Source organism: Pseudomonas sp. 20P_3.2_Bac5 (genome assembly GCF_025466035.1).
Taxonomy (GTDB): domain Bacteria; phylum Pseudomonadota; class Gammaproteobacteria; order Pseudomonadales; family Pseudomonadaceae; genus Aquipseudomonas.
Genome location: NZ_JANLOA010000064.1, coordinates 40,519 through 60,486 on the forward strand (window position 1 = coordinate 40,519; position 19,968 = coordinate 60,486).

At 63.8% G+C, this 19,968-nt stretch carries 15 protein-coding genes and 5 pseudogenes; 14 read left to right on the top strand and 6 right to left on the bottom strand.

Annotated elements, in window-relative coordinates:
* Window positions 1–120: 120 nt before the first annotated feature.
* From NTD88_RS11000 to NTD88_RS29210, 4 genes and pseudogenes are all read left to right on the top strand, one after another.
* Window positions 121–972, top strand: a complete 852-nt coding sequence (locus NTD88_RS11000; protein ID WP_262155162.1) for a hypothetical protein — start codon at window positions 121–123, stop codon at window positions 970–972.
* Window positions 956–1,999, top strand: a complete 1,044-nt coding sequence (locus NTD88_RS11005) for a sensor domain-containing diguanylate cyclase (protein ID WP_262155161.1) — start codon at window positions 956–958, stop codon at window positions 1,997–1,999. Before NTD88_RS11000 ends, NTD88_RS11005 begins: the two co-directional genes overlap by 17 nt.
* A 29-nt stretch (window positions 2,000–2,028) precedes the next feature.
* Window positions 2,029–2,736, top strand: a pseudogene (locus NTD88_RS29205) (PAS domain S-box protein); the annotation flags it as partial.
* A 198-nt stretch (window positions 2,737–2,934) separates the two neighbouring features.
* Window positions 2,935–3,294 (top strand): annotated as a pseudogene (locus tag NTD88_RS29210) (methyl-accepting chemotaxis protein); the annotation flags it as partial.
* Between the two features lie 113 nt (window positions 3,295–3,407).
* On the opposite strand, the pseudogene NTD88_RS11015 reads toward NTD88_RS29210, so the two are convergent.
* Together NTD88_RS11015 and NTD88_RS11020 are read right to left on the bottom strand one after the other, a co-directional pair.
* Window positions 3,408–3,677 (bottom strand): annotated as a pseudogene (locus NTD88_RS11015) (TonB-dependent siderophore receptor); the annotation flags it as partial.
* 16 nt (window positions 3,678–3,693) lie between these two features.
* A pseudogene (locus NTD88_RS11020) lies at window positions 3,694–4,032 on the bottom strand (TonB-dependent receptor plug domain-containing protein); the annotation flags it as partial.
* 206 nt (window positions 4,033–4,238) lie between these two features.
* On the opposite strand from NTD88_RS11020, the gene NTD88_RS11025 reads away from it, so the two are divergent.
* The 3 genes from NTD88_RS11025 (at window position 4,239) to NTD88_RS11035 (ending at window position 8,355) form a co-directional block, all read left to right on the top strand.
* Window positions 4,239–5,084: an SDR family NAD(P)-dependent oxidoreductase gene (locus tag NTD88_RS11025; protein WP_262155159.1), complete on the top strand. Its 846-nt coding sequence runs from the start codon at window positions 4,239–4,241 to the stop codon at window positions 5,082–5,084.
* Window positions 5,085–5,164: 80 nt separating this feature from the next.
* Window positions 5,165–7,369, top strand: a complete 2,205-nt coding sequence (locus tag NTD88_RS11030; protein WP_262155158.1) for an OsmC domain/YcaO domain-containing protein — start codon at window positions 5,165–5,167, stop codon at window positions 7,367–7,369.
* 176 nt (window positions 7,370–7,545) lie between these two features.
* On the top strand, window positions 7,546–8,355 hold the full coding sequence (locus NTD88_RS11035; protein ID WP_262155157.1) for a substrate-binding periplasmic protein: 810 nt from the start codon (window positions 7,546–7,548) through the stop codon (window positions 8,353–8,355).
* Here NTD88_RS11035 and NTD88_RS11040 read toward each other — a convergent pair whose 3' ends face one another.
* Window positions 8,356–8,787 (bottom strand): hypothetical protein, encoded by a 432-nt coding sequence (locus NTD88_RS11040; protein ID WP_262155156.1) that lies wholly within the window; start codon window positions 8,785–8,787, stop codon window positions 8,356–8,358. It lies immediately after the preceding gene.
* Window positions 8,788–8,978: 191 nt separating this feature from the next.
* On the opposite strand from NTD88_RS11040, the gene yfcF reads away from it, so the two are divergent.
* Together yfcF and NTD88_RS11050 are read left to right on the top strand one after the other, a co-directional pair.
* A complete protein-coding gene (gene yfcF / locus NTD88_RS11045) occupies window positions 8,979–9,611 on the top strand; it encodes a glutathione transferase (protein WP_262155155.1) in 633 nt (210 codons plus the stop codon).
* Between the two features lie 80 nt (window positions 9,612–9,691).
* Complete coding sequence (locus NTD88_RS11050) at window positions 9,692–10,189, top strand: AAA family ATPase (protein WP_095155260.1); 498 nt, start codon at window positions 9,692–9,694, stop codon at window positions 10,187–10,189.
* Window positions 10,190–10,310: 121 nt separating this feature from the next.
* On the opposite strand, the gene NTD88_RS11055 is transcribed toward NTD88_RS11050, so the two are convergent.
* Genes NTD88_RS11055 through NTD88_RS11065 form a run of 3 tightly spaced genes read right to left on the bottom strand, consistent with a single transcriptional unit; the run spans window position 10,311 to window position 13,698 of the window.
* Window positions 10,311–11,330 (bottom strand): AraC family transcriptional regulator, encoded by a 1,020-nt coding sequence (locus NTD88_RS11055; protein ID WP_262155154.1) that lies wholly within the window; start codon window positions 11,328–11,330, stop codon window positions 10,311–10,313.
* The gene (locus NTD88_RS11060) at window positions 11,327–12,247 is read right to left on the bottom strand and encodes a GGDEF domain-containing protein (RefSeq protein ID WP_262155153.1); all 921 of its coding nucleotides are present in this window, start codon (window positions 12,245–12,247) and stop codon (window positions 11,327–11,329) included. The genes NTD88_RS11055 and NTD88_RS11060 overlap by 4 nt, the downstream gene beginning before the upstream one ends.
* A 53-nt stretch (window positions 12,248–12,300) precedes the next feature.
* A complete protein-coding gene (locus tag NTD88_RS11065; protein ID WP_262155152.1) occupies window positions 12,301–13,698 on the bottom strand; it encodes a purple acid phosphatase family protein in 1,398 nt (465 codons plus the stop codon).
* Window positions 13,699–14,081: 383 nt separating this feature from the next.
* Here NTD88_RS11065 and NTD88_RS11070 point away from each other — a divergent pair, with 383 nt between their 5' ends.
* The 5 genes and pseudogenes from NTD88_RS11070 to NTD88_RS11090 form a co-directional block, all read left to right on the top strand.
* Window positions 14,082–16,568, top strand: a complete 2,487-nt coding sequence (locus NTD88_RS11070; RefSeq protein ID WP_262155151.1) for a TonB-dependent receptor — start codon at window positions 14,082–14,084, stop codon at window positions 16,566–16,568.
* A gap of 61 nt (window positions 16,569–16,629) precedes the next feature.
* Window positions 16,630–18,531 (top strand): phytase, encoded by a 1,902-nt coding sequence (locus NTD88_RS11075; RefSeq protein WP_262155150.1) that lies wholly within the window; start codon window positions 16,630–16,632, stop codon window positions 18,529–18,531.
* 78 nt (window positions 18,532–18,609) lie between these two features.
* The gene (tolQ, locus tag NTD88_RS11080) at window positions 18,610–19,326 is read left to right on the top strand and encodes a protein TolQ (RefSeq protein WP_262155149.1); all 717 of its coding nucleotides are present in this window, start codon (window positions 18,610–18,612) and stop codon (window positions 19,324–19,326) included.
* 13 nt (window positions 19,327–19,339) lie between these two features.
* On the top strand, window positions 19,340–19,783 hold the full coding sequence (tolR, locus tag NTD88_RS11085) for a protein TolR (protein WP_262155148.1): 444 nt from the start codon (window positions 19,340–19,342) through the stop codon (window positions 19,781–19,783).
* Between the two features lies 1 nt (window position 19,784).
* Window positions 19,785–19,968, top strand: a pseudogene (locus NTD88_RS11090) (energy transducer TonB); the annotation flags it as partial.

The window sequence follows — 19,968 nt, forward strand, 5'->3', positions numbered from 1 at the left end:
TAGTCTGGATGCGTCTGGAACATTTTTGGGGAGAAAGTGGGCCACTCGGAAAAGCATTTATACTCAAAACCTTATTGAACGATGGCTTTATGTAATCATCCGAGGGGTGTCTGAATATTGATGATAAAAACCGAGCTGCTGGAATACCTGGACAACACGATTTCCAGCATGGTCGAGGCCGATATCGATGACGCCATCGTTCTTCACCTGGAGCTGATCATTGAGAACTATCGGAGAAAACCCTTCTTTTACAAAGCGCTGTTGAAGTATGACCGGCTGATGGTTGTGTTATCGCTGTGTAGTTTTTATTACAGCGATAACCTGGTGCCGTTATCCAAAGTCAAGCAGTTCTGCGAGGCGAGGGGGTATTTGTCACGCAACAGCCTTGATTCTTATTTTTCGTTCTTCTTTATCTCCGGTTATATGAACGTGCAGGCTCACCCGGAGGATGCCCGTCAACGCACTTACGCACCGACTGAAATGGCCTCGTTCGAGGCAGCTCGACTGATCAAGAGTTACCTGCACCCTGCCATGTCGTTGGCGCCGGGCGCTGTTGAGCTTTTCAAAAAAACAGACGATGAAATCATCCGCTGCTTCTTCCGCGGCCTGCGCAGGTTGCTGGACGCCAACATCCTGCTCGACGCCCTGCAGCCTGAGGCGAAATGGATCATCAACAAGGATGGCGGCCATCTGCCGATGTTGGCGCTGTATGTCGATGCCTTGAAGTCTCGCTCGACGAGCAAGGGCTACAAGTCGTCGACCTATGCGCAATTGTCGGCCCGGTTGTGCGTTTCCAGCACTCATGTCATGCGCCTGGTCAGGGAAGGCGAGAGCAAGGGCTACTTCAAGACCTATGGCAACCTGGTGGAGCTGTGCCCGGGTTTCACCACGTTGGTCAGGCAAACCATGGCAATCAATTTTGCCGTTGCGAGGATCAGCATGGAGCTGGGTGAAGATGCCACGCAATCCTGATCTTCCTGCGCTTGCTGCGGACTGCCATACCAACCATGACCAGCGTATCCGCCTGTTGCTGCGCACCGGCGTGGTGGCCGCCGAGTTGCTGGCAATCGGCAGTTGGCTAGCGATCCACCTGATCTTGAACGAGCGTTTGGGCAGCGCTGCGCCCTGGGGTACGTTGTCTGGGCTGGTGGCCTTGTTTCTGCTCCATACCTTCACCGAATCCGATCGGGTCTGGCGGTATACGGGGCTGATGTTCCTGCTGGTTTTCGTGCTTGGTTACATGCGGCTCTTCGAGGAGTACCCGCTACTGCACGCCCAATACGCCTTGCCGTTCGCCGTGCTGACGGTGGTCGGTGCCTCCTTGCTGATCCGCGGGCCGCTGGACTATCTGGTGAGCGGCGTCCTGACCTGGGTGCTGATCTGGCCGGAAACGGGATTTGAAGGGCAGGGGACCGGCCTGTGGTACCTGGAGCTGTTCGTGGTGTTCTCGCTGTGCCTGGGTTGGGTCAACAACCGTAGTTACATCAAGGCCCTGCAAACCAGCCTGGATATCGAACGGCACTATCGCCGGCTCGCCGAGACCGATCACCTGACATCACTGCTCAACCGGCGTGCATTGATGGAGCGCTTCGAAGCGTTTGTCGCCTCCCGTCCTGGCGGTTTCTTTTTGATGATCGACATGGATGATTTCAAACGGATCAATGATCGTTACGGGCATGGTGTCGGGGATCAGGTGCTGTGTGCGCTGGCTGACTGCCTGCGCGCCGTCCCCGGCAGCTACTGCAGCGGCCGGCTCGGCGGTGAGGAGTTCGGGGTGGTCATCGATGCAGTCGACCCTGACCAGGCGCTGGCGTATGCCGAGCGCCTGCTCGAAGCGGTTCGCGGCTGTGACGCTGCACCGGCCATGTTCACCTTCAGCGCCGGGCTGGTGCCTTTTTTCAGGGATGAAGATCCGTCGGGCATCCTCACCCATGCCGACCGCAATCTGTACAAGGCCAAGCACGCTGGAAAAAACCGCGTGCAAGCCAGCTCCTCCTGATTTTCAAACCCGTTCGGACTGGAGGTACTGTGTTCAATCATCGTTGCGAGCAGGCGCTGCTCAAATGCAAAGAAGAACTCGAGGGTCTGCGGGATATGTTCGAGCAGTTCGAGCAGAGGCTGGTCTCGGCCCGTGTGGATGAATCGGGCGTGCTCATCGGGGTCAACGCCGCGTTTGCCGAGGCCCTGGGTTACTCGCCACAGGCCCTGGCCGGCAAGCGTTTGAGCGAGTTGCTCGAACCCGGCTGCGCAACCCTGGTCAGCGCGGAGCAGGAGCAGCCGCTGCGTTGCCGAAGTGCCAACGGCTTGCCCGTGGTCATGAACCTTTTCTGGGTACGTGAGCGCAATAGCGTGTTCCAGGGCTACGGAACGGTTGCACCCGGGTTACCGCGCCAGGACAAGGACGGCCTGGAGATGTTTCGCGCACTGACGCGCTCGACCGCGATCATTCAGTTCAAACTCGACGGCACGGTGCTGGATGCCAATGAGCAGTTTCTCAAGGCCATGGGCTACACACTGGCGCAGATCCAGGGGCGGCATCATCGTTTGTTCTGCCTGGCCGAAGACGCGGCGTCGCCGGAATACACGGAATTCTGGAAGTCACTCAATAAAGGCCGCTTCGTTGCCGGGCGTTTCCGCCGTCTCGACAGCCGCGGGCAGCTTGTCTGGCTGGAAGCTACCTACAATCCGATCGAGGATGTGCGTGGTCGCGTCTACAAAGTCGCCAAGTTTGCCAATCTCGTCACCGCCCAGGTGGAGAAGGCCAACCAGGTGAAGCAGGCGGCAGAACTCGCTTACCAGGTATCACTGAGCACCGGTCAGCGCGCAGATCAGGGGATGACGATCTTTGCCGAGTCGAACCAGGCCATAGAGAGCATTGCGCAGCAGATGGGGTCGGTTACCACCACCATGAAGGCGCTGGAGGCGCAGTCGCTGGTGATCGGCTCAATCGTGCAGACCATCGGCGCGATTGCATCCCAGACCAATCTGCTGGCGCTCAACGCCGCCATCGAAGCGGCCCGTGCGGGTGAACAGGGGCGCGGATTCGCGGTGGTCGCCGATGAAGTGCGCAAGCTTGCGGCACGGACTACCCAGGCCACCGGCGAGATCGTCGAGGTGGTCAAGCAGAACCGCGCGTTGGCCGATGATGCCCTGGACCAGATCCAGCGCAGCCACGACCATACGAGCAAGGTCCTGGATCTGGCCGGGCAGTCCAGTCTGGCCATGCTGGATATCCAGCAGCGGGCCAGGCAGGTGGTCGAAGCGATCAGCCGCGTGGCGACGGATCTGAATTGATTACCGCATCGTCCGGGCGCAGCCGGGGCGGGTGAGCCCCGGTGAAGAACGGCCCCCGATCCTGGATTCCGGCAAGGCGGGTATCGGCAGATCGGGAGCGCGTCATCGGGCCTCTAGAACACCGGCGTGTACTTGACACTGAACATCACATTACGCGGATCACCGAAGTTGTTGTTGCCGTCGAGCTGGTTGTAGCCGGCGGTGTAGTAGTGCTTGTCGAACAGGTTGTTGGCGTTCAGCGCCAGGCCGATTTCCGGCGTGAGCTGGTAGCCGACGCGAGCATTCCATACGGTGTAGCCCGGCACGTCGAAGGAGCGCTCGTAGCCCAGCGTATGGCTCTGGCTGGTGAAGCCAAGACCGGTGCTGACCCCGCTCCAGTCGCCGCTGAACGGGTAGTCGCGCGCCGCGCAGCACTTCCAGGCGGTCGAAGAAGATCAGGTCCTGGGTCGCCCAGTTGCCCAGCGCATAGGTGTTGCGCACGACCGGCACGCCGTCGTATTGCCAGTCATCGATCTGGAATCCCCGCGAGGTGAGGATCATGCCCTTGCCGACGCCCTGTACGCCGACCATGCCGGTGGTCATGTTGGCCGCGTCCTTGAGGTCGGTCAGGCCCTGGTCGTCCATTTGCTGGCGGGTCATCACGCTGATCGACTGGGGGATTTCCTTCAGGGCGTGGGTGCCTTTGCCGATGGTCACGGCGCGGGCGGCGTAGGAGTGCGAGCCTTCGGTGGTGGGGTCGTCCCAGCTTGCCGGACGGAGGAGATTGCACGGGTCGGTGTTTCCGATGTTAGTGTGAATCGTTCTCAATACTACCCGTGGGACGAGAGGCAGCGCAATTGGCTCTTCTCGTGGGGTGATGCGGTGCCTGCATCGGAAAAAGCTGCTTTGCACAAGCGGACGAATCTGTTTCTGTAGTCAGAAATCACCTACCAAAGGACTGGAACATGCTGTTCAAAGACAAGGTTGCCATCGTCACCGGCGCGGGCCAGGGGTTGGGACTCGCTTATGCCAGGGCGTTGCTCGAGCGCGGCGCCAAAGTGGTCATCAGTGACCTGGGCACCGATCGCACCGGCGCGGGCAGCGACGAAACGGTGGCCAGCGCCGCCGTGCGCGCCTTGCAGGCCGATGGCGCGCAGGTGCTGGCGCACGCGGGCCGCCTCGACGAGGAAGCGGGGTGCAAGGCGCTGGTGGAACTGGCCGTCGAGCACTTCGGCGCGTTGGATATTTTGATCCACAACGCCGGCTGGGTCGGCTACCAGCCCATCGAGGAGCAGGACGCGACGTTTCTCGAGCGCTCGCTGGGGATCAACGTCCACGCGCCGATCTGGCTGGCCAAGCACGCCTGGCCGCACCTCAAGCGCTCCGGCGCGGCGAGGGTGGTGCTGACCACCTCCGACCGCGCCATGTACGCGCAATACGCCCAGGTCGGGCTGACCGCCTACGCCGCCGGCAAGATGGCGCAGATCGGCATCATGAACGCGCTGAGCATGGAAGGCGGAGAGCACGGCATTCTGGTCAACGCCGTGTCGCCGGTGGCCAAGACGCGCATGTGGGGCATCAGCCAGCCCCCGGAAAACCTCAAGCCGGAATGGGTCACCCCGGGCGTGCTCTATCTGGCCAGCGCGCTGTGCCAGGACAGCGGCCTGATCCTGCGGGCCAGCAACGGCCAGTTCAGCGCCACGCGCTTTTGCGAGAACCCCGGCGTGAGCTACCCGACCGACCTGGCCCGGGTCAAATGCGCCAGTGTCGAGGAGGTCGCGGACCTCTGGGAGCGCATCAAGGAGCACTGATCCGACGATCCTCTCTGGCTTCCCGCGGAAAAAACCGGATACTGGCGACCATTTCGTTTAGCCCGTTCTGGTAATCCCGCATGGAAATCAAGGTCAACTTTCTCGACAACCTCCGACTCGAAGCCAAGTTCGATGACTTCACGGTGGTGGCCGACCAGCCCATCCGCTACAAGGGCGATGGCTCGGCCCCTGGACCGTTCGACTATTTCCTGGCGTCTTCGGCGCTGTGCGCGGCGTACTTCGTAAAGCTGTACTGCCAGACGCGGGATATCCCCACCGACAACATTCGGCTGTCGCAGAACAACATCGTCGACCCGGAAAACCGCTACAACCAGATCTTCAAGATTCAGGTCGAGCTGCCGGCGGACATTTCCGCCAAGGACCGCCAGGGCATCCTGCGTTCTATCGACCGCTGCACGGTGAAGAAGGTGGTGCAGACCGGCCCCGAGTTCATCATCGAGGAAGTCGACAACCTCGACGCCGATGCCCAGGCCCTGCTGATGCCGGCCGCGGCGGCGGGCAGCAGCACCCGCATCCTCGGCAAGGACCTGCCGCTGGAAGACACCATCGCCAATATGTCGGCCATCCTCGCCGAGCTGGGGATGAAGATCGAAATCGCCTCGTGGCGCAATATCGTGCCCAACGTCTGGTCGCTGCATATCCGCGATGCGCAATCGCCGATGTGCTTCACCAACGGCAAGGGTGCGACCAAGGAAGGTGCACTGGCCTCGGCGCTGGGCGAGTTCATCGAGCGGCTGAACTGCAACTTCTTCTACAACGACCAGTTCTGGGGCGAGGACATCGCCAACGCCGAATTCGTCCACTACCCGAACGAGCGCTGGTTCCAGCCGGGCCGCAAGGACGCGCTGCCGAAGGAAATCCTCGACGACTACACCCGCGCGATCTATAACCCGGACGGCGAGCTGCTGGGCACCCACCTCTACGACACCAACTCCGGCAACATCGAGCGCGGCATCTGCTCGCTGCCGTTCGTGCGCCAGTCCGACGGCGAAGTGGTGTACTTCCCGTCGAACCTGATCGAAAACCTCTACCTGAGCAACGGCATGAGCGCCGGCAACACCCTGGCCGAAGCGCAGGTGCAGTGCCTCTCGGAAATCTTCGAGCGCGCCGTGAAGCGGGAAATCCTCGAAGGCGAACTGGCCCTGCCGGATGTGCCGCAAGAGGTGTTGGCCAAGTACCCGGGCATCGTCGCCGGCATCCAGGGCCTGGAAGAGCAGGGCTTCCCGGTGCTGGTCAAGGACGCGTCGCTGGGCGGTGAATTCCCGGTGATGTGCGTGACCTTGATGAACCCGCGCACCGGCGGTGTGTTCGCCTCGTTCGGCGCCCACCCGAGCTTCGAAGTGGCGGTGGAACGCAGCCTCACCGAACTGCTCCAGGGCCGCAGCTTCGAGGGCCTGAACGACCTGCCGCAGCCGACCTTCGAAAGCCATGCGCTGATGGAACCGAACAACTTCGTCGAGCACTTCATCGACTCCAGCGGTGTGGTGTCGTGGCGTTTCTTCAGTGCCAAATCCGATTTCGAATTCGTCGAGTGGGACTTCTCCGGCCAGGGCGAAGACTCCAACGCCGACGAAGCCGCGACCCTGTTCGGCATCCTCGAAGGCATGGGCAAGGAAGCGTACATGGCCGTGTATGACGACCTCGGCGCCACCGCCTGCCGCATCCTGGTGCCGGGCTATTCGGAAATCTACCCGGTGGACGACCTGGTCTGGGACAACACCAACAAGGCGCTGTTTTTCCGCGAAGACATCCTCAACCTGCACCGCCTCGATGACGACGCGCTGGAAGCGTTGCTGGAGCGCCTGCTGGAATCCGAGCTGGACGAGTACACCGAGATCAAGACGCTGATCGGCGTCGAGTTCGACGACAACACCGTCTGGGGCCAGTTGACCATTCTCGAGCTGAAAATCCTCATCCAGGTCGCCTTGCGCAAGTTCGACGACGCCAAGGAGCTGGTGGAGATGTTCCTGCAGTTCAACGACAACACCGTCGAGCGCGGCCTGTTCTACCAAGCGCTGAACGTGGTGCTGGAAGTGGAACTGGACAACGAACTGGAACTGGGCGACTACGAAGTCAATTTCCGCCGCATGTTCGGCAACGAGCGGATGGATGCGGTGATCGCTTCGGTCGAGGGCAGCCTGCGCTTCCACGGCCTGACGCCGACCAGCATGAAGCTGGAAGGGCTGGACCGGCACCTGCGCCTGATCGACAGCTACAAAAAGCTGCACGCGGCGCGGGCCAAGGCGGCAGGCCTGGCGGGCTGAACCCTTCGCGGTGGCGAATTTTGCGGGCCACCCCAAGGCCCGCAAAAGGATGGATTAGCGAAACATTTGTTGCCGTATGACAATCCTTCATCGAACCACACTGCTACTCTGGCATCTGGCCATATCTGGCCCAGACTGTGAAAACCGCCGAATTTCACCTGTGCCGAGGGTCGTGAATGATCGAGCGTCGTTACCGCCGCTCCTTGTGGCTGTCGCTGGTGCTGTTGCTGATGTCCGCGGCCGCGATGGCCGCGGATCAGTGCCAGCACCTCACTGCCACGGGTAACCCCGAATATCCCCCCTATCTCTGGCGTGATCCCGACAATCCGGGGCAATTGATCGGCGCCAATGCCGACCTGCTCAAGCAGGTGGCCAGCGAACTGGGACTGGAAATAGAAGTCCGCTACACCGGCCCTTGGTCCCGCGCCCAGGAAGAAGTGCGCACGGGGCGTATCGACCTGCTGGCCGGCTATTTCCTCACCGATGCGCGTCAGCAAAGCATGGATTTCATCGAGCCCGCGTTCCTGCATACGCCGAGCGTGGTCTGGGTGCGCCGGCACGGCGGCTTTGCCTACAGCGGCTGGGAGGACCTGAAGGGCCGCAAGGGCGGGACGCTGGTCAGCAACAGCCATGGCCAGCAGTTCGACGACTACGCCAGGGACAATCTCAATCTCGAAGCGGTGCCCAGCGCCACCCAGGCTTTCCAGAAGCTGCTGCTAAAGCGCAACGACTACGTGATCTACGAGCAGTACCCCGGCATGGCGCTGAGGCGCACCCTGGGCATGGAAGACCAACTCAAGGTCCTCGACCCGCCCGTCTCCAGCGAAGGGCTGTACCTCGCGCTGTCCCATGACTCGCCCTGCAACCGCCCGGAACTGCGCGCGCGGCTGGCGCAGAAAATGCGCGAAATCGTTGCCGGACCGCTGCCGGAGCAGTGGGTGACGGAAAATCTGGAGCGCTGGAAGAGCCAGCAGGAACCCCGCTAGTTAACTGATCTGTCCCCACACCTGCACCAGCCCGATGGCATGCACCAGGCCGATGCCGGTGCAGAGGGCCGAACTGATAATGACGAAGCGCAGGCTGCGGCCATCGTTGAGCAGCACGAACGGCCCCACCAACCCGCGAAACAGATAAACCAGGGTGATGACGCACAGCGCCGGCCGCAGCAGCGGCAGCGCGCCGATCACCCCCGCGCCGGCCAGGGCGTAGACCGCCCAACTGGCCAGAACCAGGGCGATACCCAGGGTGACGATGGCCGGAAAGCGATAGCCTTTCTCGGCGGCGCGAACAAACCGCCGCCCCGCGCCGGCCAGGCGGTAACCGGCGGGCCCGGCGATGATCACCCCCAAATGGAGCATGGCGGCGAGCAGGCTGAGGGCTGCGGCGATGATGAGGGGCAGGTTGTGTTCGACGTCCATTCGCGCTGTTCCTTGTTGGGTTTGAGCACCGGTGTTGTCGGTCTGAAACGCTGATAAACGCGTTCGAGCCAGACAACGCGCGCACTGTACCGCCCTTGCATTCCAGCGAGGAATGCCCCCATGAATATCTTGAATTTTATTTTTGCCGGCGAACCCCCTAGCGTGAGCGCATCGCAGAAGGAGTTCCTGTCATGTCTCGCTCGCCGCTACAGCTCTTTGTTGACGCCCGCTTCACCAGTCCTTACGCCATGTCCGCCTATGTGACGCTGCGGGAGAAGGGCCTTGAGTTCGAAACGGCGCTGGTCGATCTCGACTGGTCCGAGAACCTCTCGGACGACTACACCCGCCTGTCGCTGACCCAGCGCGTGCCGACGCTGATCGACGAAGGCTTCGCCCTGTCCGAGTCCTCGGCCATCACCGAGTACCTGGAAGAGCGCCATCCGCAGATCGCGGTCTACCCGAAAGACACCGCGCAGCGGGCGAGGGCGCGGCAAGTCCAGGCGTGGCTGCGCAGCGATCTGCTGTCGATCCGCCAAGAGCGTTCGACGCTGGTGGTGTTCTATGGCGTCAAGGCCGGGCCGCTGTCGCCGGAGGGCGTCGCGGCGGCGAAGAAACTGATCAACGTGGCGGAAACCTTGCTGGCGGAAGGTGCCGAATACCTGTGCGGCGAGTGGTCGATTGCTGATGTCGAACTGGCGGTGATGCTCAACCGCCTGATCCTCAATGGCGACCCGGTGCCGGCTGGGCTCAAGGAGTACGCGGCGCGGCAGTGGCAGCGACCGAGCGTGCAGGAGTGGGTGCAGAAGGTGCGTCCGGCGTTGTAATGCCGGAACGAGGCCGGCCGGGTTTGCCCACCCGGCCGCCCTTGTGCATCATCACTGGCTCGACACAAGGAGCCGTGCCCATGTCCTCGACGCACCTTCACCTGCTGTGCGGCAAGATCGCCTCTGGCAAATCCACCCTCGCCAAACACCTCGTGGCAGAGCACAGCGCGCTGCTGATCAGCGAAGATCACTGGCTTTCGCGTTTGTATCCCGACGAGATCCGTTCGGTAACCGACTACCTCGACCGCGCCCGACGGATTCGCGCGGTACTGGGGCCGCTGGTCATCGACCTGTTGCGGACGGGGGTCACGGTGGTTCTGGATTTTCCCGCCAACACCGTCGCTGACCGCAGTTGGCTGCTGAGCCTGGCGCGGACAGCGGGCGTCCATCACACCTTGCACTACCTCGAACAGGACGACGCCACCTGCCGCACCCGCCTGCATGCGCGCAATGCGCATGGCGAGCACGACTTTGCAGCCACCGATGCCGAATTCGAGCTGATCACCCGGCATTTCCAGGCGCCTGCGGTGGGTGAGGGGCTTGATATTGTGGTTCATGGTCAGGAGGGGCTTGCATGATCGGCTGACCGGAGAAAACTTCACCTTCGAGGCCTGGCCTTACGAGTTGTCGGGGGGCGTGCTGTCCAGGGTTCTTCGTCGAGCAGTCCTGCAAGGGACGATGAGGCAGCCTGATCCGCCGTCACCCAAACCACCGCGCCAACCCACTCGGCGTCAATCCCGTCCAGCGCTTGAACGAGCGCCGGAAATTGGTGGTGTCGCTGAACCTCAGGTAGTTGCACACCTCTTCGTTGGTATAGCCCTTCATCTGGTACAGGTACAACGCCACATGCCGGCGCACCAGGTCCAGTTGCTGCTGGAAATGGGTGCCGTGCTTGTGCAGTTTGCGCTTGAGGGTGGTGGGGCTCATGCCGAACGCCGCCGCCACGCGATCAAGGTTGATCGGTTCGTGGATATGGCTGTGCAGGTGATCGTACAGCCGGTCGAGAAAGCTCGCGCCGCCCTCCAGCGCAGCCAGTTGCTCCAGGCAGGCTTGACGCGCCACCAGCCCCGGGGTGGTGGCGACGTCGGGCAGTGGCCGATGCAGGTATTCCCGCGGCAGTGACAACAAGGTCAGTTGCGCATCGAAACGCACCTCTTCCCCCAGGTACACCCAGTACTGCTCGATATGCCGCGGTTCGCTCCAGGCGCACTGGATGCGCCACGGCAAATGCTCGCCAGTCAGCCGTCGACTCATCGCCAGCACCGCGCTCAGGCAGGCTTCACCGAGAAACTGCGCCTGGTTGCCCGCACCGCAGCCGTCCTGCCAGTACAAGTGCAGGAAGTGTTCTTCCAGCAACAGGCGCGGGGTCAGCAACGGGCTGAGCAGGCTGTGGAATTCGCAGAGGTTTTCCAGCGCCTGGTACAGGTCGCGGGCGTGCAGCAGGGTCTGGCTGGCTTCGCCGTAATGACCGGGAAGCAGGCGCTGGCCGAACAGGAAGGCGCTGTCGTCGGCATCCAGCAGGCGCCGGGCGTTGTCGATCAGGGTCAGGAATTGCTCCTGGCTGAACTTCGCCCGGCCCTGGCTGATGTCCTCGTAGAACACTTCGCAACCGCGCAGCAGGCGGTGGCTGTCGATACCCCGGGACAGCGCCAGGTCGATCAGCGCCGCCGGCTGGAAGTGCCCGATGATAAAGCGCTGGTCACGCTCGTAGCCGCTCATGCCGCCCCCTTGCGCGGCGTCTGCCGCTTGGCTTTGGCAATGCCCAGGTTGACCCGTTTGAGCAGGCTTTCCACATCGTCTTCATAAGCCATGGCCACCGCCACACTGGCGCGCAGGTGCAGGCGCTCGCCGTGGCGGCGGGTTTTGTGGGCCAGGCTCGCCACCGCTTGTTGCAGCTCGTCGGCCAGCCAACGCGCCTGGGTTTCGCCGGTGTTGGGCATCACCACCACGAAGCGGTCGCCGGCCAGGCGGCACAGCACGTCTTGCTGGCGCAGGTTGAGCAGCAGCAGTTGCGCCAGCACTTGCAGCAGGTGATCGCCCTCGGCTTCGCCGTGGAGCAGGTTCACCGCGCTGAAATCGTCGATATCCAGCACCACCAGCGACAACGGTTGTTGCTCGCGGCTGGCCTGTTCCAGCGCCCGTTGCACATGCTGGCGCAGGTACTGGGCGCCGCCCAGCGGGGTGAGTTTGTCGAACAGCAAATGCTCGCGGAACAGCCCCTCGCGTTTGCTCATCTGCGCGTTGATCGCCTGTTGTTCCTGATGCAGGTGATAGATGCCGAAGGTCACCAGCACCAGGCCCACCGGCATCGGCGCGGTTTCCAGCCAGTTGTCCCAGACCGCGCCGGGAGCCAGGCGGATGAACTCGTCGAGCACGTCCATCCACCAGGAAAAACATACGCAAGCCATGCCCACGGCGAGCATGCGGGTGACCCGCCCGGCGGGGCGGCTGCGCATCAGCATCACCAGCCAGATCAGCCAGATCAGTCCCGAGCCGCCTTCGCCGATCACGTCCATCCAGTTGATCTGGTCCCACGGTTTTACCTCGCCGAAGGCCAGGTAAAGCTGCAGGCCGAGGTTGGCCGCGACGGCGAGGCCGACGAAGGTGAGGGTGTGCAGTTTCAGCAGTGATTTCATGAAGGTCTCCGGGCCGGGCCCGCCCAGCGTGCCCGACCGATATCACAACGCTGTTACAGACTCTTGTCCCGCGACTTGCACGGCAATTGGTCCGGGCCTTGTGCGCCGTTGCAGAAGCGCTCCGCCGGCAGTTGTCTGGCCGGCTCGCTCAGGCGGTTGCGGCCCTGCTTGTCGCGGGTCAGGTCGAAGGCGTCATACAGCCGCCCGCTGGCGGTGAAGCTGCGCACTTCCAGGCGCGAGGCGCCGACTTCGACGGTCTGGTAGAGCTGGGTTTCCTCGGCGCTGCGGTCGGGCTGCTGGCGCGCGCGGTCGTTGACGCCGTACATCTTCGAACCGGCCACCGAGACCATGTACACCGGCCCCTGCACCTTGCCGGCGGCGCGTGCCTGTTTCGCCGCGGCGCGACCGTTTTCGTTGCTCAGGCGGCTGTAGCAGTGGTCGTGGCCTTGCAGCACGAGGTCCACCGAATAGCGTTCGAACAGCGGTTTCCACGCGGCTTTCAGCGGTTCGGTGTCTTGCGGCCGGGCGCAGGTGAAGATCGGCTGATGGGTGACCACCACCTTCCAGCGCGCCTTGCTTTCCTTGAGGCGTTGCTCCAGCCACTGGCTCTGCTGGTCGAGGGTGTTCAGGTCGAGGGCGGCGGTGCCGTCGAGGACGATAAAGCGCACGCCCTGGTAGTCGGTGACATAGGTGGTGCTTTCCAGGCCGGCCACGCCGTTGTTCGGCAGGGCGAACTGTTTTGCCCAGTGCGGGCCGAGGGTGCGGCCTTCGCTGCCGTCGGGGTTGAGGCTGTCGAGGTACTCGTGGTTACCGGCGGCCACCACCTGCGGGACGCCGGCGTAGTGGAAGCCGCCGGCCTGGTTCCATTCGCCCCATTCATCGTCATGCACCAGGTCGTCGCGCTGCGAGGTGAGGTCGCCGGCATGCACCACCAGCGCCGGGCTGGCGGTGGCGTGCAGGGCCTGGCGGATGCTGCGCGAGGCGATGGACAGGATGTCGTTCTGGGTGTCGCCGAGGTAGATGAAGCGGAACGGCTTGAAGCCTTCGGCGGCGGTGCGGAACTGCAGCCACTCGCTCCAGCCCTCGGCGCCCTTGACCCGATAGGCATAGGCGCTGTCCGGTTGCAGGTCGCTCAGGCGAATCTGGTGGTAGAGCGCCGCGCCGTTCTCGGTGTCCAGCGCCTGGCTGTTGCCTTCCAGCAGGCGGGCGCGTTTCTCCAGTTGCGGGCCGTCCAGCGCCGGCGCCAGTTGCAACTGGCTGGCGTCCTGGCGGGTGTCGGTGCGGAAAGTCACGGCCATTTCCCGCGCCGGATTGGCGCCGGGAGTCAGCACGATCCGGTCGGCCAGGCCGCTGGCGGCATAGGGCGCGCCGGGGGAGTGGGGCAGCGGGTCGGCAACGGCATGGCCGAGGCAGGTGGCGAGGGCGAGGGCCAGCAGGCTCAAGCGGGACATGAAAGATCCTTGATCGATGGGTATTGGCGGCCAAGGAAACAAAGGCGAATGACGGTTGGGTTACAGGGGAGGGGGTCTATTTGGGTGGTGGCAGATGTGAAAAATATGTTGGTTTTTTGCGGGATCTGTTCGGGCCTCATCGCTGGCGAGCCAGCGCCCACAGGGTTCTGAGCATGCCCGTACCGTGAGGGAGCTGGCGTGCCATCGATGAAGCGCTATTCCCAAAGGAGGTCATTTCAGCCCAGAACACCGGCAAAATCCGGTAAAAAAGCCCCGATCCGACCGCCACGAAAATCTCTGTCACAGATCTGCCATACACCACCCCTAGCGTGCCCTGCAGTTTCCGCCGCGACGTGGCGGATGGACTTCAGGGGAGCGTTATCGTGGTCACCGTCAAACCCGCAGACAACCGTCGGCGATTCAAGATCAGCCTGTTGAGCCTGGCCATCGGCGCCAGCCTGCCAGCCTTCGCCGAAGACAAGGTCGAGCACGTCAATGTGGTCGGCCAGGCCGCCAGCATGGACCAGGCGCTCAAGGAGCAGAAAGCCTCCGACACCGTGCGCAGCGTGGTCCACGCCGACGCCGTCGGCCAGTTGCCCGATGACAACGCCGCCGAAGCCTTGCAGCGTATTCCCGGCCTGTCGGTGGAGCGCGACCAGGGCGAAGGGCGCTTCGTCAGCGTGCGTGGCATCGGCCCGGACCTCAACAGCGTGACCATCAACGGCACCCTGTTGCCGGCCCCGGAAGGCGATCGCCGCGCCGTGGCGCTGGACGTCCTGCCCACCGAGCTGGTGCAGTCGCTGTCGGTGGTCAAGACCCTGACCCCGGACATGGACGCCAACTCGCTCGGCGGCACCATCGAGGTGGAAAGCCTCTCGGCCTACGATCATCCGGGGCTGTTCTACACCCTCAGCGGCGAAGCCAGCCACGACAAGAACACCCGCCAGGACAGCCCGAAATTCTCCGGCGCCTTCAGCAACAAATTCAGCCTCGGCGACGGCATCGACAACTTCGGCGTGGCCGCGGCCTTCAGTTGGCAGCAGCGCGATTTCGGCTCGGACAACGTCGAAACCGGCGGCGCCTGGGACTTCGACGACGGCCAGCCACGCCTGGAAGAAGCCGAGCAGCGCGACTACCGCATCCGCCGCGAGCGCACCGGGGCCGGGCTCAACTTCGATTACCGGCCGGACGATTTCTCCAGCTATTACCTGCGCACCCTCTACAGCCGCTTCAAGGACACCGAGACGCGCAACGCCGCCGGCATCGAATTCGAAGACCCGCAACTGTCCGGCGAGCGCGGCGACGGCGAAGGCTGGCGGGCGCTGAAATCCCGCGAAGACACCCAGGAAATCCAGTCCTACGTGTTCGGCGGCGAACGCCTGATCGACGCCTGGACCCTCAGCGGCCAGGTCGGCTACAGCAAGTCCAGCGAGAACGATCCCGGTGGCATCGCCAGCGCCAAGTTCGAAGGCGACTTCGCCGACATCGGTTTCGATGGCACGCGCAAGCCGCGCCTGAGCACCGGCTCGGCCTTCTACGATCCGCAGGCGTTCAGCCTCGACAAGGTGGAGTGGGAGAAAGCCAACTCCAGCGACGAGGAAAAGAACATCCGCCTGGACCTGGCCCGCGACTACGAAGTGAGCGGCAACAGCGCCCAGGTCAAGTTCGGCGCCAAGGCCAGCCGCCGCGACAAGCGCAGCGACACCGACGTCTGGGTCTACGACGACTTCGACGACATCACCCTCGACGGCTTCCAGAGCGGCAAGGTCGATTACGCCCTCGGCAATTTCGGCAACGGCATCAGCGCGGGCGCGATCAAGGACCTGATCGGCGGCCTCGACCGCAACGCCTTCTACGACGAAGAAGAATCGCGCATCAACGATTTCCAGATGAGCGAAGACATCAACGCCGCCTACCTGATGAACACCCTCGATGTGGACGCCTGGCGCTTCATCGCCGGGGTTCGCTACGAAGGCACCGAGTTCGAGGCCAAGGGCACCGGCCTGCGCGACGGCGAATACAGCCCGACGCAAAGCCGCAAGCGCTACGACCACTGGCTGCCGGGGCTGCACGCCCGCTACCAGTTCACCCCGCAGACCCAGTTGCGCGCGGCCTGGACCCACAGCGTGGTGCGCCCGACCTTCGGCCAGTTGGCGCCGGGCTTCATGATCGATGACAGCGAAGGCGAGGCGAGCTTCGGCAACCCGGACCTCAAGCCGCTGGAGTCGATGAACCTCGACCTCGGCATCGAGCATTACCTGGGCCGCGCCGGCATGCTCTCGGCCTACGTGTTCTACAAGGACATCGACAACTTCGTCTACAACACCGACCTGGCCGGCAGCGGCGAGTGGGTCGACTTCGACGAAGCCAAGACCTACGCCAACGGCCAGAGCGCGAAACTCTACGGCCTCGAGCTGGCCTATTCGCAGAAATTCGACTGGCTGCCGGCGCCGTGGAACGGCCTGCTGCTGGGCGGCAACCTGACCCTGAGCAAGTCCCGCGCCGAGATCGACGGCCAGGGCCTGAGCCGGCGCATCGACCTGCCGAACCAGTCCGACACCGTCGGCAACCTGACCCTCGGCTGGGAAGACGAAAAACTCAGCCTGCGCCTCGCGGCCAACTACAAATCCAGCTTCCTGGCCGAAGTGGCCGCGGTGGATGACAAGGCCCATGACCTGTACGCCGACGACCAGTTGTTCGTCGACTTCAAGGCCGGCTACTTCCTCACCCCGGACCTGCAACTGACCTTCGAAGCGCAGAACATCACCGACGAGTCCTATTACACCTACACCGGACGCCGCTCGTTCAACTCCCAGTACGAAGAGTACGGCCCGACCTACAAGCTCGGCCTGACCCTGACCCACTTCTGACCGCTTCGCCCGCGCCGCTGCCCTGATGGGCAGTGGTGCGGGCTGCCCATGAGAACCGCACATGTTCAACGCACGACCCTACACCCTGTTGAGCGGCCTGTTGCTGACGATGGCCGTGGCCCAGGCCTCGGCGCAACCGGCACTGAGCCTCGGCGAGCGCCTGCCCGGCAGCCCGGAAAATGCCCGGCTGCTGGCCAACGATGTGTTCTGGCCCGGTGCCGACCGCCTTGTGGCCGGCAAGCACGGCCTGCAACTGCTGAAAGCCGACGGCCAGGTGCTGAGCCAACTGGACGGCCGCTTCAAGGGCCTCGACCAGCGCCTGGTCGACAACGGCCTGCTGGTCGCCAGCCTCGACACTAAACGCCAGCAGGCGCTGCTGGTCCGGCTTCAGCGCGACACGGGCTGGAGCACGCCGCTGTACCTGCCCAAGCGCGATTTCGCCATCGAGGGCCTGTGCCTGTACCGCGACAGCGCGCGCAACAGCTTTATCTTCCTGCTCGGTGCCGAGGGCGTCGGCGAGCAGTGGCTGGTGGCAAGCGCTGACCAGCCATTGGCCGCCGCGCAGCGCGTGCGGGGCTTGAGCCTGCCGCCCCTGAGCGAGTATTGCCAGAGCGACGACACCAGCGACAGCCTCTACGTCAACGAAGAAAACCTCGGCCTGTGGCGTTATGGCGCCGCCGCCGAAGCCCCGTTGCAGCGCCGCCCGGTGGACCTGCGCGCGCCCTTTGGCGGTATCGGCAAACGCAGCGCCGGCATGGCCCTGGTGCCGGGCGGCCTGCTGGCGCTGGACCCGGTGAGCGCGACCCTGCACCTGTACCGCCAGACCGGCATCACCTGGCAGGCCGAGGCGGTGCTGCCGCTGGCGGAGCTGAAAGCGCCCGAGCAACTGAGCGTGCGCCCTGATGCCACGGGCCTGGACCTGTTGATCGTCGATGACGAAGGCCAACGCCGCGCGCGCCTCGACTGGACCTTGCCCGCCGTCACGCCGGCAGCGGCCATCCCGGTATTGCCGGCGCAAGTACAGACCGAACCGGTGCCGAGCTTTGGCGACGCCGCCGACGACCCGGCAATCTGGGTCAACGCCGCCGACCCGGCGCGCAGCCGGGTGCTGGGCACCGACAAGAAGGGCGGGTTGCTGGTCTATGACCTGCAAGGCCGGCAATTGCAGGACCTGCGTATCGGCCGGGTCAACAACGTCGATGTGCGCAACGGCTTCAACCTGGGTGACCGCGAGGTCGATCTGGCGGTGGCCAGCAACCGTGACAACAACAGCCTGCACGTCTTCGCCATCGAGCCGAAGACCGGCGAGGTCAGCGTGCTCGGCGAGGTCGCCACGCCGCTCAAGGACATCTACGGCCTGTGTATGTTCAAGGACAGCGGCGGCGCGCTGTACGCCATCGCCAACGACAAGGACGGCAGCTTTCTCCAGTACCGCCTGAGTGCCCTGGGGGGCGAGCTGCGCGGCGAACTGGTGCGCCGCTTCGCCACCGCCTCGCAACCGGAAGGCTGTGTCGCCGACGACCGTGGCCAGCGCCTGTTTATCGGCGAGGAAGACAAGGCGGTCTGGGCCCTGGATGCCCGCGCCGACGCGCCCGCCACGCTGGAGAAAGTGATCGGCGTTGGCGGCCCGATCAAGGCCGATATCGAAGGGCTGGGCTTCTATCAGGGCAAGCAGCGCGACTACCTGGTGATTTCCAGCCAGGGCAACGACCGCTACGTGGTGGTCGAAGCCAGCCCGCCGTACCGCCTGCGCGGGGCTTTCAGCATCGGCCTCAATGCCGCGCTCGGCATCGACGGCGCCTCGCAGACCGACGGCCTCGACCTGACTTCGGCCAACCTCGGCGGCCCCTGGAGCCAGGGCCTGCTGGTGGTGCAGGACGGGCGCAAGCGCATGCCCGAAGGCCGGCAGAACTTCAAGTACATCGGCTGGAGCCAGGTCGCCGAGGCCCTGAAGCTCGACTGAGCGACTGTCATCAGCCGGCAACACGCCGGACATCAAATCGAGTGATCGCCCCGCCGTCGCGGGGCCAAGGAGCAAGACATGCAAGCTGCAACCGAACACATGAGCATCTGGGGCCTGGTCAGCGACGCCAGCCTGGTGGTGCAGGCCGTGATGCTGTGCCTGGTGCTGGCCTCGTTGCTGAGCTGGTATTTGATCGTCCAGCGCGGGGTCAGCCTGCGCCGTAGCGAGCGGCAGTCCGAGACGTTCCTGCAACGTTTCCGCGCCAGTGGCGACCTGGCTCTGCTGTACCGCGAAAGCCAGGCCAAGGGCGGTGACGGCGAAGACGACACGCCGTTGCAGCGGATCTTCGTCGATGGTTACCAGGCCTTCTCGCAGTTGCAGCGCCAGCCGCAGATCGCCAGCGACAGCGTGCTCGAAGGCGTCGAACGCAGCCTGTACGTGTCGCTCGCCGAACAGGACGAGCGCCTCGACCAGGGCCTGGCGTTTCTCGCCACGGTCGGTTCGGTGAGCCCGTATATCGGCCTGTTCGGCACGGTGTGGGGAATCATGAATGCCTTCCTCGGCCTGTCCCAGGTGCAGCAGGCGACCCTCAACACCGTGGCGCCCGGCATTGCCGAAGCGCTGATCGCCACCGCTATCGGCTTGTTCGCGGCGATTCCAGCGGTGATGGCCTACAACCGCTTCAGCGCCCGCGGCCAGACCCTCAGCGCGCGTCAGTACAGCTTTGCCAACGAATTGCAGGCGCGCTTGCACAAACGCCTGCACTGCACCGCGAACATCGCCGCGGTGGCCTGAAAGGAGCGTCCTCATGTTGGTCAAACCCCAGCGCAAACACGCCGCCAAGGCGGAAATGAACGTAGTGCCCTATATCGACGTGATGCTGGTTTTGCTGGTGATTTTCATGGTCACCGCGCCGATGCTGGTGCAGGGCGTCAAGCTCGACTTGCCCAAGGTCGCCGCCCAGGCGCTGCCGGCCGACAGCGAGCGGCAAGTGCTGACCCTCTCGGTGAAAAACGACGGCAGCTTCTACTGGAACATTGGCCCCAACCTGAAGATCGAGGGCCAGAGCGACAGCGCCGTGAGCCTTGAGGAAATGCGCGACAAGGTCGGCCAGATCATTGCCCTGCGCGGCGACACCCAGGTCTATGTGCGCGCCGACCATGGCGCCGACTATGGCCGGGTGGTGGCGGGCATTGCCGAATTGCAGCGCGGGGGTGTGACCAGCCTTGGGCTGATCACCGAGGAGCCTTGATATGAGCAGCCTGAGCCTTGCGCTGCCGGTCAGCGCGCCGTCCTTCAACCTGCCGCGCTGGCGCGGCCATGTCGGCGCGGCGGGCATTGCCGTCGCCCTGCATGCGGCGCTGGCGGTGGTCTTGCTGGGGCATGACTACACGCCGCGCTTGCCGACGCCGGTGGTGCCGGTGATCACCACCCAGT